This window comes from Promicromonospora vindobonensis (assembly GCF_042685865.1).
Taxonomy (GTDB): Bacteria; Actinomycetota; Actinomycetes; order Actinomycetales; family Cellulomonadaceae; genus Promicromonospora; species Promicromonospora vindobonensis.
In genome coordinates this window covers 2500857-2514203 of the sequence record NZ_JBHUOG010000001.1, presented here as the reverse complement: position 1 = coordinate 2514203, position 13347 = coordinate 2500857, and the positions used below count along the sequence as shown (strand labels likewise).

Genomic DNA, 13347 nt, shown 5'->3' with positions numbered 1-13347 from the left:
CGCCGCGCGACCCGGGCCGGACCGCAATAGCGTCGGGTTGTCCGGCGTCCGCCGGAACCCCCGCGAAGGAGGTCAGGCAATGGGTCTCTTCGGCCGTCGCACACCACCGCCCGCCCGTCCCAGTGCCGAGGTAACCCTCGTCGAGACGCGGCCGCCGGCTGAGCATGGCGCACCCGCCGAGCGAGGGACGTCACGGCTGTGGTCGGACGGCTTCGGCCGCGTCGGCACTCGGTCGCTGCAGGTCCTCGCGGTCGTCGCGGTCATCGCCGTCTTCGGGTTCGTGGGTACGCGCCTGACCTTGGTCGTGGTCCCGGTCCTCATCGCGCTCGTGCTGGCAGCGGCGATCTCCCCGCTGGTCTCGTTCCTGCGGAGCCGCGGTCTGCCGTCGCTGCTCGCGACATGGATCGCGCTCCTGGCGCTGATCGCACTGCTGTCAGCGATCGTGTGGCTCGTCGTGCTGGCCGTCGTGGACCAGTGGGACGAGCTGCGGACCCAGGCGCTCGACGGCTTCGACTCACTACAGACCTATGTCCAGCGCCTGCCCTTCGACATCACGGACGAGCAGATCGCGTCGGTGCGCGAATCCGCGATGGGGCTGTTGCAGTCCGACGCCGTGGGTTCCGGAGCCATCGCGGGCGTGTCCCAGACCGCTGACTTCATCGCCGGCTTCTTCATCATGATCGTCGTCCTGTTCTTCTTCCTGAAGGACGGCCCGGCGATGTGGGAGTTCCTGCTGCGCCCCTTCGAGGGGCACCGGTACGAGCGGGGGCAGCGCGTCGGCGCCGCGACCATCCGTACGCTCGGCGGCTACGTGCGCGGAACGGCGATCGTGGCGATCGTCGACGCGGTCGGCATCGGGATCGGTCTCGCGATCGTGGGCGTGCCGCTCGTCATCCCGCTGTCCGTGCTCGTCTTCCTGCTCGCGTTCATCCCGCTGGTCGGCGCCACCCTGGCCGGCATCCTCGCTGCCCTGGTCACGCTCGTCGCCGTCGGCCCGGTCGAGGCGCTCATCGTCGTCGCGATCGTCGTCGTCGTGAACCAGCTCGAGGGCGACTTCCTCCAGCCGATCGTCATGGGCCGGACGCTGCGCCTGCACCCGCTCGTCATCCTGTTCGCCCTGACCGCTGGAACGGTGCTCGTCGGCATCACCGGCGCCGTGCTCGCCGTGCCCATCGCGGCTTCCATCTGGCGCGCGATCCAGGTGTGGGACGGACCCGACCTGCCCGCGCGGTTCGCCCGCAAGAAGCGCGCCGAGACGGTCTGAAGGGCGAGGGCCGGCGCCGGACGCCGTTGAGACAGGCGGCGCGAGCTCGACGTCGGCACGCTCGAGATCACCCGCGACGGGATGACTCCCTCGGCGTGCCTCGACCGTAGGCTCTGCGCCATGAGTCGACCCCGGTGGCGCAGCGGCACAGATCTGCTGACGATCGTCACGCGGGTGATGGCCGCAGTGGCAGCCACGCGACCTTCGCCGCCGCAAAGCCGCTCGCCCGAGGGAGCCGTCGTGGGACGAGCACCCGATCGCTTCACCATCGTTCCCGACGACTACCACGTGCCCTATGCCGGCACCGCCGGGGACGGCCGCAAGTTCTTCCTCAGCGAGGAGCTGTTCAACGACGACACGGCATACGTCGGAGTCTTCCTGTGGAAGGCGGATGGCACCTTCGACGAGGTCCGTGTCGATGCGGCCGCCCGGCCTGACGGGCTTCCGCCCGGTCAGGCCAGTCGTGCCGGTGGGGAAGATCTTGTCGCCGCCCGATTGGCCGAGCTGGGCGACTACGTCCTGGAATCCATCGAGGTCGAGCCTTTCACTCAGGACGTCGACGGCGTCACCTTCGGCTGGAACCTCGAGCAGTACGACGACGGAACCTACTTCATCAACATCGAGCCGGGTGACTTCATCGCGTACTACGAACCGTGGGACGGGCTCGAGTACGACACGTAGGTCGACCGATGGCAACACCCTGCCACCGTCCCCGGTCCCGGGAGCGACACCATGCCCGACCCGTTGCTGCAGGAACGGCTGCCGTCGTACACGTGGGCCGAGGCCGCCTCAGAGCCGGGCGAACCGGGCGCGCGCGAAGGAGTAGCCGCCGAAGGCGGCGATCCCAAGCCCGATCACGAGCAGCAGGGCCGTGCCGAACGGCTGGTCGCGCATCGCACGCAGGGCCTCGTCCAGCCCACCTGCCCTGGACGGGTCCGTCGTCACCGCAGCGGCCACGAGCAGTCCACCGACGACGGCGAGCGCGATCCCCTTGGCGACGTAGCCCGCCTGCCCGAGCCGGACCACCACCGGGCGGACGGAGCTACCGCCCGTCCCCGCCAGGTCATCCAGGAACGTCTTCCGCACCCCCTTGACGACGTGGTAGGCGCCGACAGCGACGATGGCCAGACCCGCGAGGCCGACCAACCAGGGGCCACCCGGCATGCCGAGGACGCCGGCGGTCATGCTCTCCTCGCTGGTGCCTGAGCCACCGGCACCCTGCGCGTTCCGTACGCCGGTCGCCGCCAGTACTCCGTAGAGCACGCCCTTGGCGACGCTCTTGGCCCGGGCCCCCGCCTGGTGCTTCGTGTTCGGCACTCCCACGACGGCCGTGGCGAGCTGCCAGACCGCGAGCGCGGCGAACCCCACGGCGACCGCCCAGAGGACGACGTCGCCACCCGGCATCTGGGCGAGCATGCGGAAGGCCCCCGAACCGTCCGCCTGTGCCGCGGGCCGGCCCAGCGCGAGCTGGACCGCCAGCCAGCCGACCAGCAGGTGCAGCACGCCCGACGCGATGTAGCCGCCTCGGGCCAGGCTCCGCACGGCATCGCTGTTCTGGGCCCGCCGGACGGCGCCAGGGGCATCCGGAAAGGAGTTCTCGGACACGCGCACACCTCCGTCAGGCCGCGCGGACCGCGACGGAGTACACATTCGCGTATTTCAACGCATTCCGCACCTCTGTGCGGAGCACGACATGTCGTCAGTACCCGGCGTGGTTCACGGTCCCGTAGCTCATCGTGCCGCCGCACGCCGCCACGATCTCCCCGTCGGCGATCAGCCGCACGTCGAGCATCAGGTCCGTTCCGAGGCGGTCGGCGACGTCGTCGGAGTCGGCCATCTCGACCTTCGCGACGTGGGTGTCCCCCTCGGGCGAGATGCTCCGGGTGTGCGTGACGTCGTGATCACCCACCGGATCGGCGACGCCACCCGTTCCGAGGTCCCAGAACCGGGAGACCACTGGCCCGCCGCTCGCCGAGCGCGCCAAGGCGTCGAGCTCGACCCGGTAGTCAGCGTCGCGCACCGACGGATCGCTCGTCCAGGAGATCGTCGCGCCGGGGAGCGCGGTCCGGCTCTCCCGGACCGTCCACATCCGGCGGTCCCGCGCGAACTCCGTCGACCCACCGAGCGTGATGTTCCCCGTCGTCAGAAGAGGCCCCTGGCGCTCCTGCCCGCACGAGATCACGTCGTCCACCGGCGCGGAGCCAACGCTGCTGATCGGCACGCAGCCGTACCCGATGCCCAGGACGCACACGACCAGCGCTGCCGAATAGGCGGCGATGCGTGGACGTCGGGAGAGCTGGGGGAGGGCCCGCACCACGATGGTGTGCGCGATCCCGTCGGCGAAGGTCTGCCGTTGCTGGTGCCAGAGGGGACGCAGGTATCCGATCAGCAGGATCGCGTCGAGGAGGTGCAGGACCCACCGAGCCGCCGTCGTCCACAGCCCGGCCGGCCCTGGTCGCCCGGCAGGGTCGTCCCGGACCACTCGGATACCCACCACCAGCTTGCCGGGGGTCCACCCGGTCGTGGCCTGCAGCACCAGCAGGATCACCAGTGCGCCGATCGGCACCAGGATCATCCAGCCTGTGAGCGATCCCTGCTCGGCGTTCGTGTCGCGCCAGAGCCCTGGCGTGAGCGTGGGCTGCGCGATCCCCGTCCCCAGTGCCAGCCAGGTGACCCCGGCAAGGATCGCGTTGTCGAGTACCGCCGCGATGACGCGTTCCCCCCACGTCGCGTACACCGGTGGAGTCACCGGGTGGCTGCCGTCAACGGCGGCCACTGGGCGGCACCCAGCTCGCGGGAGATGTTGCGGGCCGTCTCACGAAGGTCGTTGAGCACCGTCGGCGCGGGGGGAAACTCTGTGGTCGGCATGACCACGGCCACGGCCGCGACGACCGCACCGGAGTGGTCGACCACCGGCGCCGCGGCGGAGGACTCCCCCAGGATCGCCTCGTTCTTCTCCGTCGCCAGGGCCTCGTCGACGACCTTCTCGAGGTCGGCGCGAAACACCCCGGGATCGGTGATGGTGTCTCCGGTCAGGCTGCGCAGACTCAGCGAGGCCGCCTGCTCGTGCGGCTGGTAGGCGAGCAGGACCTTGCCCATGGCGGAGGCGTGCGCGGGGATCGCCAGGCCGGTCTCGGGCATCTGCTCGCTGCCGTCCGGCCGGCTGTCGTGGTGAATGATGACGACCTCGTCCAGCAGCCGTACCCCCAGCCGCACCGCCAGGCCGGTGCGGCGCGCGAGCTCGTGGGTCCACCGCATGCCGCGGGCACGCACGTCCAGGGTGTCCAGGTAGACGTTGCTCAGCTTCAGCAGTGCCGGTCCGAGCATGTACCTGTTGCCCCCGGGCTCCTTGGCGACCAGGCCGTGCTGCTGGAGCGACTTGACGATGCCGTGCACCGTCGACGGGGGCAGGGCGAGCGTGCTCGACAGCTCGGAGATCCCCAGCCGCCGCGCTCCCTGCAACGACGACAGGACCTTGGCGGCGCGGTCGATGGCCTGGATCACGGGTCTGTCCCTCCTCGGATTCCACCTCTGCGTGAGGAGCCCTGTGGGCAACCGTACACAGGAGCCTTGACACGGTCCCGCGACAGCGGAGAGGCTTCGGCATTACCGAATGAGGTTCCGACGACGGGACCCTGCTGTCGCTGCCGGCCGCACCCGCAGGCCGGGGCAATCACCGTATGGCACGCTCCGTACAGGGGCGGGCGTGCACGGTGCCACCGATCCGGCGCCACCCATCCGGAGCTTCACGGGAGGACAGAGCATGGCCACCGCAGTGACCAACGAGGTGATCATCGACTGGTTGGCCCGGTTTCACGACATCGTCGCCAAGCAGCGCGCCTACCTGACCGAGCTCGACTCGGCGATCGGGGACGCGGACCACGGGGTGAACATGGACCGTGGCCTTGCACAGGTGGTGGAGACGCTGACGCAGCAGGACGCCGGGTCCGACGCCTCGACCGGCGCCCTCCTCCAGCACATCGGCAACGACCTGCTCACCTCGCTCGGCGGTGCGGCCGGGCCGCTGTACAGCGCCCTCTTCCTGGGCGCCGGCGCCGTCGCCGGCGAGCGCACCCGGCTGGATCCCGGCGAGCTGGCCGACAGCCTGCGAGCAGGGCTGGCCGAGCTGGTGCGTCGCGGCAGCGCCGAGAGCGGCGACAAGACCATGTTCGACGCGCTCGACCCCGCCGTCGAGGCGCTGCGGCAGGCGGCCGACGACGGTGCGGGGCTCGGTCAGGCGACGGCGTCCGCCGCCGCTGCCGCCGTCGCCGGACGCGAAGCGACCGCGCCGATGCTCGCGCGCAAGGGCCGGGCCAGCTACCTGGGCGAGCGGTCGATCGGCCACGTGGACCCCGGGGCGGCGTCGGCGACGATGCTGGTCATCGCCCTCGTCGAGGCCGTCGCGCAGGAATAGGCCTGCGCTTCGCCCCTGCCGGCGCTCGATCACGGGCGGCCGGCCCCGGTTCCACGCGTCTTGACAACATCTCTGTGCAGGGACAGCATTCGATAATGCCGAATGCCATTCGGTGGGGCCGAAGACGGTCGCACCGCGGTTCAAGGGAGAGCAGCCATGTCAACGCCTGCACGCCGCCAGTTCATCAACGCTCCGGACGACGTCATCGACGAGGCCCTCGAGGGCCTTGTGCTGGCCAACCCGCGACTGCTGAAGCTCGACCCGGCCGAGCGCCTGGTCTCACGCGCGAAGCCCGCCACCCGGAAGGTCGGGCTCCTGTCCGGAGGTGGCTCAGGGCACGAGCCGCTGCACGCCGGACTTGTCGGCACCGGGATGCTCGACGTCGCGGTGGCCGGCGCCGTGTTCGCCAGCCCGACCGCCAGCCAGGTCCGCGCGGGGACGCTGCTGGCCGACAGCGGCGCCGGGGTGCTGCACATCGTGAAGAACTACACCGGGGACGTGCTCAACTTCCAGATCGCCGCCGAGCTCGCCGAGGACGAGGTCGCCGTCGAGTCGGTGCTCGTCGACGACGACCTGGCCACGACCAGCACGAACGGTGGCCCCGGTCGGCGTGGGACCGCGGCAACGGTGGTGGTCGAGAAGGTCTGTGGTGCCCTCGCCGAAGCCGAAGCCGGCGCCGACCTGCCGACCGTCGCCGCCAGGGGCCGCGACGTGGTGACCCGGTCCCGCAGCCTCGCCATCGCACTGGACGCCTGCACGCACCCCGGCGAGTCACGACCCGCCTTCGACCTGCCCGGCGATCTCGTCGAGTTCGGTGTCGGTATCCACGGCGAGCGCGGCACGGGCCGCATCCCGTTCGCGTCGGCCGACGAGCTGGTCGAGCAGCTGGTCGACCCCCTGGTGCAGGACCTCTCGCTGGGGCGAGGAGACGGCGTGATCGCCGTGGTCAACGGGCTGGGCAGCACCTACCCGCTCGAGCTGGCGATCATCACCCGGCAGGTCCACCGGCTTCTTGCTGCTCGTGGCATCACGGTGGCCCGCACCCTGACCGGTTCGTACGTGACCTCGCTGGACATGCACGGCGCCTCGGTCACCCTCACGGTCGCCGACGACGACCTCGTCAGCGCCTGGGACGCACCCGTCCGGACGCCGTCCCTCACGTGGTGACCCGCACGAACGAGCCCCCGGTCCGGCACCGCACAGACCCACACCGAGCACAGGAGACAGACATGACCGACCACATCGACGGCGCGCTGGCGCTGAGCTGGATGAACAGGTTCACCGCCGACTTCCACGACGCCCAGCAGGCGCTCACCGACCTCGACCGCCAGGCCGGTGACGGCGACTTCGGCACGAACATCGCCTCGGCACTGCGCAAGGTCGCTGCCGAGCTGCCCACCGCCGACGACGCGACCTTCGCGTCGGTGTTCACGGCCACCGCCAACGGGTTCCTCGCCACCGGCGGCACCAGCGGGCCCCTGTTCGGCATGTGGTTCCGGGCGATCTCGAGGTCGTCGGCCCCCGACGGTGCGGACACCGACCTGCTGGCCCAGGGCATGGCGGCTGGTCTGGCCAAGGTCCAGCAGCTCGGTGGCGCCTCGGTCGGGGACAACACGATGATCGACGCTCTCGCCCCTGCCGCTCAGGCCCTGCTCGACGCGTCCACCGGCGGCCTGACCATCGACAAGGCGCTCTCGTCGGCAGCGGAGGCGGCTCGCACCGGCGCCGCCTCGACCGCCGGCCTCCTGGCGGCGCGCGGCCGCGCGAGCTACGTCGGCGACCTGGCGCTCGGCGTCGAGGACCCCGGTGCGGTCACCGTGGCCCTGTTCTTCGAGGCGGGCGCAGCGGTCGTCAGCGGCTGAGCCCGGCCAGACCGGCCAGCACCTCGGCCGCCGGGCGAGGGCGCACCAGCCACAGCAGGTGGCTGGACGTCAGGGTGTGCACGTCGTACGGGTTGTCCGGGGTGAGCGCGTCACCCTCACGGATCATCCGGTCCTGCATCGCCGGCGGGATGCTCGTGTCCGCGCTGAGCCGCACGTAGGTCCTGGGGATCGTGCCCCAGGTCTTCGCCTGCGCGCGGTCGGCCGAGGTGCCCATGTCCAGGTTCTCGTCGGGCTGGAACGTGTTGAGGAAGGTGAGGAACTCGTCGTCGGTCCCGTCGGCGAGGAACGCCTCCTTGAAACCCGCGAGCACGGCCGGGTCCGCCGTACGGAAGTTGGACCGCAGCAGGCCGACGGCGGCGGGGTCGGCGACCATCGCGCCCGCGAGCGCCATGGGGTCGACCGAGGCCATCTCGGGCTCTGCGTAGTAGTCGCCGACGTCGAGGTCGACGGGTGCCCAGGCGGAGACGTAGACGATGCGGTCGACGAGGTCGGGGCGGGCGTTGCCGACGGCTGTGATGGTGGCGCCGCCTCGGCTGTGGCCGACCAGGATCACGGGTCCGCGCTGCTTGGCGCGCTCGAGCGTCTCGATGACGCGGGCCGCGTTGTCCGCCAGGGTGACGCCCTTGATGCTGCCGGGCGTCGTCGCGAGGCCCGCGGGGTCCTGTGGGGCCTGGTATGCGGCGGGGTAGGTCGCCTCGAATCCGTGGCCGGGCAGGTCGACGGCGGCGGAGCGGTGGCCCAGCAGCGCCAGCTCGGCCTGGAGCGGTGCGAAGGAGAACGAGTTGGCGAAGGCGCCGTGGACGAGCACGAACGTCGGTGACATGGGCAGATGCTACTGGCCCACGCGACCGTCGATCCGCTCACGCAGGATGTCCGCGTGCCCGCTGTGCCGGGCGTACTCCACGATCTGCCCCACGAGTGCATCTCGAAGTTGCAGGTCGGCGCCTTCCGGGCCGAAGTCCGAAGCGCCGGTGTTCCACGTGCCGAGGTCGGAGACACCGTCGAGGTACCGGTCGGTGGCCTCCATCTCGGCGTGCCACTGCCGCCAGGCATCCTCGACGACCGCTGGGTCGGCGACCGCGCCGTTCCACTCCGCGTCGCGGTCCTCCTCGGTGCGGTACAGGTCGGGGGCGTCCTCGCCCGCCATCACCCGGCGCAGGTGCCGCTCGCCGTCGGCGAGGTGCCGCACCAGACCGAGCAGGGACATGGTGGACGGCGGAGCCGACCGGCGGGCGAGCTGCTCGGCATCGAGCCCTCCGCACTTCATCTCCACGGTGAGCCGGTAGTAGCGGAGGTAGTCGAGCAGCAGGCCGCGCTCGTCGTCGGGCGGGGTCTCGGTCTCGCGCGGGTCGTCGTCGGGGTCGGCCCACATGTCGGGAAAGACTGTGGACTGCGTCCAGCGCGTCGTCAGGGCTTCTTCGGCCTGCTCCTGTGGGTCCATACGAACATCGTGGACCCGTGCCGGAGCAGACCGCCACGGAAAATCGGCCCCGCGCTGCCGCTCAGGCCTGGTAGTGGAACGCGTCCCAGGCGCCGAGGAGGTACTGGATGCCGAGCGCTCGGTCGTAGAGGCCGTAGCCGGGGCGGGGCTTGTTGGTGGTGTTCTCGTCCCACAGGTGCCTGCCGTGGTCGGGCCGGATGTAGCCCTGGTAGCCGGCCTCTGCGTAGGCCTTCATGATGCCGGTCGTGTCGACGCTGCCCTCGGACGCACGGTGCGCCACCTCGCTGAAGTCGCCGCCTGCGAAGTGCTTGATGTTGCGCACGTGCGAGAAGTGGATGCGGTCCATGAAGGTGCGCACGGCGTCGACCGCGTCGTGCTCCGGGTTGGCGGAGAAGCTGCCCAGGCACAGCGTCAGGCCGTGGTACGGGCTGGGGTGCAGGTCGAGCACCCGGGCGATGCGCTCCTTGCTGGACACCACGCGCGGCCAGCCGAAGACGTCGAACGGCGGGTCGTCGGGGTGCACGCCCAGCTTGACGTCGTACTCCTCGCAGGTGGGGACCACGGCGTCGAGGAAGTACTTGTAGTTCTCGTACATGTCGTCGTGGGTCACGCCCTCGTAGGCCGCGTTGAGCTCATGGAAGCTGGCGAGCCGCTCCGGTTCCCAGCCGGGCAGGGTGAGCCCGTGCGTGTTGGCCTCCATGTCGGCGATGAGGCTCTCCGGCGACATCTTGTCGACGACCGCCTTCTCGTAGTACAGCGCGGTCGAGCCGTCTGGCAGCGGGTGCCACAGGTCGGTGCGCAGCCAGTCGAAGACGGGCATGAAGTTGTAGCAGACGACCTTCACGCCGGCCCGGCCGAGCCGCTCGATCGTCGTGATGTAGTTCGCGATCGCCTCGTCCCTGCTCATCCCGAGGACGGTCCGGCCAAGCTTGATCGACTCGTGCACGTTGACCGACTCGACGACCTCCGCGTCGAACGTGCGCGTCACGCCGTTGGCACGCGCCTCGTCCGACAGGCCCGTGATCCGCGCGACCTCCGCGTCGATCTCCGCCTGTTCCCACACCTCACCGGCCTGCTTCTGGTGCAGGCTCCAGACGATGGTCTCCACGCCAGGGATCTGGCGTACCTGATCCAGGGTCACGGTGTCGTTGCCGTCGCCGTACCAGCGGAAGCCCATCTTCACGGTGTACTCCTCGTCGTCGTCCTTGGATGACCAGCCTTGTATGACCGTCCTTGTATACATCATGCCCGCCCCGCCGGGCAGGGCGGGCATGTGCTCACAGAGTGGTGAACCGCAGGCGCATCCGGACGGGCGCGGCGTGCAGCTGCGCGTTCGGCAGGACACCGGGTCCGCAGGCGGCGCTCCCCACACCGTGCTGGGCGGCATCGAGGTGGAGCCACAGCCGGCCGTCCGGCACGAGCTCGTGCGGGTGGGCCGCGCGATCGAGCGCCTCGTCGGACCACGGGCGCAGCGACAGCTCGATCCCGAGCTGCGACCGGGCCCCGACGGTCACGTCGCCGGCGTCGATCCGTAGGCCGGAGCCGTCGGCGAACGACAGGGTGGCACTCGTGACACCGCGTCGTGCGCCGTTCTCCTGCGGATGGGTGTACCGGGTCTGCCAGTCCGCGACGGTGTGCCGCCACGCGCCCCCGAGCGCCGCCTGCTTCGAGTCCGCGTACGACTCGTCCGGGCCGAGGCCCGTCCAGCGCACGCCCGTCTCGGCGGCCTGCGGCTCGTCGAGCACGAGCAGCAGGCCGAGGCGGGCGACGCTCTCGGGCCAACGGCCCTCCGGCCGGATGTCGACGAGGAGGTCGACGGCGTCCGGTGCGTCGGTGACCGGCTGCCAGCGGTAGCGCGTGGCGAAGCCCGCTCGCGTGGCCGGCCCGGCGATCCGGGCGTCGATCTGGAGCGCACCGTCGTCCGTGACACCCACGCCGTCCTTGCGCTCGGCGAGCAGGTGCAGCCCCGCGCCGCGCCACTTCTCGGCGTCCGCGGGCTCGCCACGCCACTTCGCCGGACGGCGGTCGTTGTCGGTCGGCGCCCGCCAGGCGTCCACCCGGAGCCCGTGGACCGCTCGGCCCGCGAGCGAGCGGAGCTCGCCGCGGTGGTCGAACGCGGCCGGGCCGGCGCGGAACCCGCCGTCGGCCTCCGTGGTGGCCCGTCCGGCAGGAGCGGAGAGAGACGCGGGCTCCGCCAGGAGCAGCTGGCCCGCACCGAGCTCGAACCCTGGCTCCAGCCACGCCTCCTCGAGCGCTTCCGCCTTCTGCTGGACGGCACGCACCGTCCACCAGACCGGCGCCTCGCCGGGCTCCAGCAGCGGCAGGCCGGACGGCGGCCGCACCGCCGCCTCGGTGCCGGCGTCGAGCACCAGGTCGAGGGTGCCCGTAGCCAGCTCCTGCTCACCGCGGTGCAGTGTCCAGCGGAACTCGGCGTGGCTCGTGTCCCGGAACGCATAGCGGTTACGGACCAGCAGCGAGCCGTCGGGCCGGGCGTCGATACGGATCGGTGCGAACACCGCCGCCGTCTCGCGCAGGCCCGGCGAGGGGGTGCGATCCGGGAGCAGCAGGCCGTCGGCGATGAAGGTGCCGTCGTGGAACCGTTCGCCGAAGTCGCCGCCGTACGCCGAGAACAGGTTCCCTTCGGCATCGGCACGGGTCAGCCCGTGGTCGATCCACTCCCAGATGAAGCCGCCGAGGAGTCGCGGATAGCGGTCGAAGATCGCGTCGTAGTCGGCGAGCCCACCCGGGCCGTTGCCCATCGCGTGGGCGTACTCGCACTGGAGGAACGGCATGGCCCGGCGCCGGGCGTCGACGTCGGGACGCTCGAGCGGTGGCTCGATGCCCTGGCCGATAAGCTCCACTTCCTCGCTGTCCGCGTACATCCGCGAGTACACGTCCACGTGGTCGCTCGAGAAGTCGCCCTCGTAGTGGATCGGCCGGCTCGGATCGAGCTGCCGGACGGCGTCGACCATCGCCGGTATGTTCCGTCCGCCGCCCGCCTCGTTGCCCAGCGACCACATGATGATGCTCGCGTGATGGGCGTCGCGGCGCACCGTCCGGGTGACCCGGTCGACCAGCACCTCGGTCCAGGCAGGGTCGTCGACGGGGTTGCCGACCCAGCCGCCGGGCTGGAACCCGTGCGTCTCCAGGTCGTTCTCGTCGACGACGTACAGGCCGTGCCTGTCGCACAGGTCGAGGAAGTGCGGGTGCGGCGGGTAGTGGCTCGTGCGGACGGCGTTGATGTGGTGCCGCTTCATGAGCAGCACGTCCTCGAGCATCCGCTCGGGCGTCACCGCACGGCCACGCAGCGGATCGAACTCGTGCCGGTTCACGCCGCGGAGCTTGATCGGCCGGCCGTTGACCAGGAACACGCCGTCCTCGATCGAGACCCTGCGGAACCCGACCGCGAGCGTGACGGTCTCGGTGTCCGTAGCGACGACGACGTCGTAGAGCCGCGGCTGCTCGGCGCTCCACGGCTCGACGGGCACGCGCAGCTCCTCGCCTGCCGCCGCCTCGACGGCCAGCTCGGGTACCGCGACCCGGGCGGCGACCGGCCCAGAGCCGCCCACGACCGTCGCCGTGTCAACTCGCAGCGTGCCGACGCCGGTGGTGTGGTCGTAGTCCGCGTGCACGCGGACGTCGTCGAGGGCGGCGTCCGGCCGGTGCTCCAGCGTGACGCTGCGGAAGATGCCGGACAGCCACCACTGGTCCTGGTCCTCGACGTACGACAGCGCCGACCATTTCGTGACCCGGACGGCGAGGAGGTGCTCGCCGCCCTGCAGGCGGTCGGTGAGGTCGATCTCGGTGGGCAGGCGCGAGCCGTGCGACGTGGCGAGCACCTGGCCGTCGAGCGCCACCTGGAACCAGGAGTCCACACCCTCGAAGCGCAGCACGGTGCGGCCGCCCTCCGGCCAGTCCGCCGGCAGCCGGAACGTCCTGCGGTACTCGCCCGTCGGGTTGTCGTCGGGCACGTGCGGCGGGTCGACCGGGAACGGGTAGAGCACGTTGTTGTACTCGGGGACCCCGTAGGGCCAGGCGTGCGGGGCCTCCGCGAGCTGCCAGTGCCCCGGCACCGTCAGCCGGTCCCAGTCGTCGCCCCGCTCGGCACGGTCCACGCCCGTGTCGGGGTGCGGGAACAACCGGAACCCCCACTCGCCGTCGAGGGTCATGACCGAGGCAGTGGAGGCACCTGCCGGCGGACGGAACCGCGGCGGGACGACGCCGTCCGGCGTGGCGACGGATTCGTGGGTGATGGTCATGACTCCTCCAGGCTGCGGGAGTGGGCGAGGCAATGGATCGGCAAAAGTGCCGGTCGAGACGCTACAGCGGATCGTGCTGTGGACCG

The 13347-nt window shown here is 71.1% G+C and carries 12 protein-coding genes; 5 read left to right on the top strand and 7 right to left on the bottom strand.

The genetic code is table 11. From position 1 onward, the window contains the following. Positions 1-79: 79 nt before the first annotated feature. Together ACFS27_RS11380 and ACFS27_RS11375 are read left to right on the top strand one after the other, a co-directional pair. Positions 80-1264, top strand: coding sequence for an AI-2E family transporter (locus tag ACFS27_RS11380; protein ID WP_377182965.1), 1185 nt, complete (start codon positions 80-82; stop codon positions 1262-1264). A 120-nt stretch (positions 1265-1384) separates the two neighbouring features. Next, complete coding sequence (locus tag ACFS27_RS11375; RefSeq protein WP_377182963.1) at positions 1385-1945, top strand: hypothetical protein; 561 nt, start codon at positions 1385-1387, stop codon at positions 1943-1945. A 108-nt stretch (positions 1946-2053) separates the two neighbouring features. Here ACFS27_RS11375 and ACFS27_RS11370 read toward each other — a convergent pair whose 3' ends face one another. The 3 genes from ACFS27_RS11370 to ACFS27_RS11360 form a co-directional block, all read right to left on the bottom strand. After that, positions 2054-2869: a DUF1206 domain-containing protein gene (locus ACFS27_RS11370; protein ID WP_377182961.1), complete on the bottom strand. Its 816-nt coding sequence runs from the start codon at positions 2867-2869 to the stop codon at positions 2054-2056. Positions 2870-2963: 94 nt separating this feature from the next. Further along, positions 2964-4040 carry an RDD family protein gene (locus tag ACFS27_RS11365; RefSeq protein WP_377182959.1) on the bottom strand — a complete coding sequence of 359 codons (1077 nt, stop codon included), beginning with the start codon at positions 4038-4040 and terminating at the stop codon, positions 2964-2966. Further along, complete coding sequence (locus ACFS27_RS11360) at positions 4010-4768, bottom strand: IclR family transcriptional regulator (protein ID WP_377182957.1); 759 nt, start codon at positions 4766-4768, stop codon at positions 4010-4012. Before ACFS27_RS11360 ends, ACFS27_RS11365 begins: the two co-directional genes overlap by 31 nt. Before the next feature lie 259 nt (positions 4769-5027). Between ACFS27_RS11360 and dhaL (ACFS27_RS11355) the strand changes: the two genes are divergently transcribed. The 3 genes from dhaL (ACFS27_RS11355) (at position 5028) to dhaL (ACFS27_RS11345) (ending at position 7540) form a co-directional block, all read left to right on the top strand. Next, positions 5028-5678: a dihydroxyacetone kinase subunit DhaL gene (gene dhaL / locus ACFS27_RS11355; RefSeq protein ID WP_377182955.1), complete on the top strand. Its 651-nt coding sequence runs from the start codon at positions 5028-5030 to the stop codon at positions 5676-5678. A 156-nt stretch (positions 5679-5834) separates the two neighbouring features. Beyond that, positions 5835-6845, top strand: a complete 1011-nt coding sequence (locus ACFS27_RS11350) for a dihydroxyacetone kinase subunit DhaK (protein ID WP_377182953.1) — start codon at positions 5835-5837, stop codon at positions 6843-6845. A gap of 62 nt (positions 6846-6907) precedes the next feature. Continuing rightward, positions 6908-7540: a dihydroxyacetone kinase subunit DhaL gene (gene dhaL, locus ACFS27_RS11345; RefSeq protein ID WP_377182951.1), complete on the top strand. Its 633-nt coding sequence runs from the start codon at positions 6908-6910 to the stop codon at positions 7538-7540. Here the strand turns inward: dhaL (ACFS27_RS11345) and ACFS27_RS11340 are convergent. The 4 genes from ACFS27_RS11340 to ACFS27_RS11325 all read right to left on the bottom strand — a co-directional run bounded on the left by ACFS27_RS11340 (position 7530) and on the right by ACFS27_RS11325 (position 13261). Further along, positions 7530-8384 carry an alpha/beta fold hydrolase gene (locus ACFS27_RS11340; RefSeq protein WP_377182949.1) on the bottom strand — a complete coding sequence of 285 codons (855 nt, stop codon included), beginning with the start codon at positions 8382-8384 and terminating at the stop codon, positions 7530-7532. The genes dhaL (ACFS27_RS11345) and ACFS27_RS11340 overlap by 11 nt on opposite strands. Positions 8385-8393: 9 nt before the next feature. Beyond that, entirely contained in the window at positions 8394-9002 is a 609-nt protein-coding gene (locus tag ACFS27_RS11335) for a DinB family protein (protein ID WP_377182947.1), read from the bottom strand. A 61-nt stretch (positions 9003-9063) separates the two neighbouring features. Then, positions 9064-10275 carry a mannonate dehydratase gene (locus tag ACFS27_RS11330; protein WP_377182945.1) on the bottom strand — a complete coding sequence of 404 codons (1212 nt, stop codon included), beginning with the start codon at positions 10273-10275 and terminating at the stop codon, positions 9064-9066. A 4-nt stretch (positions 10276-10279) separates the two neighbouring features. After that, positions 10280-13261 carry a glycoside hydrolase family 2 TIM barrel-domain containing protein gene (locus tag ACFS27_RS11325; RefSeq protein WP_377182943.1) on the bottom strand — a complete coding sequence of 994 codons (2982 nt, stop codon included), beginning with the start codon at positions 13259-13261 and terminating at the stop codon, positions 10280-10282. Positions 13262-13347: the final 86 nt, after the last annotated feature.

Coding starts and splice junctions, on each gene's coding strand:
- ACFS27_RS11340 (WP_377182949.1), bottom strand. CDS start 8,384: ATGTCACCGACGTTCGTGCTCGTCCACGGCGCCTTCGCCAACTCGTTC.
- ACFS27_RS11330 (WP_377182945.1), bottom strand. CDS start 10,275: ATGCCCGCCCTGCCCGGCGGGGCGGGCATGATGTATACAAGGACGGTC.
- ACFS27_RS11380 (WP_377182965.1), top strand. CDS start 80: ATGGGTCTCTTCGGCCGTCGCACACCACCGCCCGCCCGTCCCAGTGCC.
- ACFS27_RS11375 (WP_377182963.1), top strand. CDS start 1,385: ATGAGTCGACCCCGGTGGCGCAGCGGCACAGATCTGCTGACGATCGTC.
- ACFS27_RS11335 (WP_377182947.1), bottom strand. CDS start 9,002: ATGGACCCACAGGAGCAGGCCGAAGAAGCCCTGACGACGCGCTGGACG.
- dhaL (WP_377182955.1), top strand. CDS start 5,028: ATGGCCACCGCAGTGACCAACGAGGTGATCATCGACTGGTTGGCCCGG.
- ACFS27_RS11350 (WP_377182953.1), top strand. CDS start 5,835: ATGTCAACGCCTGCACGCCGCCAGTTCATCAACGCTCCGGACGACGTC.
- dhaL (WP_377182951.1), top strand. CDS start 6,908: ATGACCGACCACATCGACGGCGCGCTGGCGCTGAGCTGGATGAACAGG.
- ACFS27_RS11325 (WP_377182943.1), bottom strand. CDS start 13,261: ATGACCATCACCCACGAATCCGTCGCCACGCCGGACGGCGTCGTCCCG.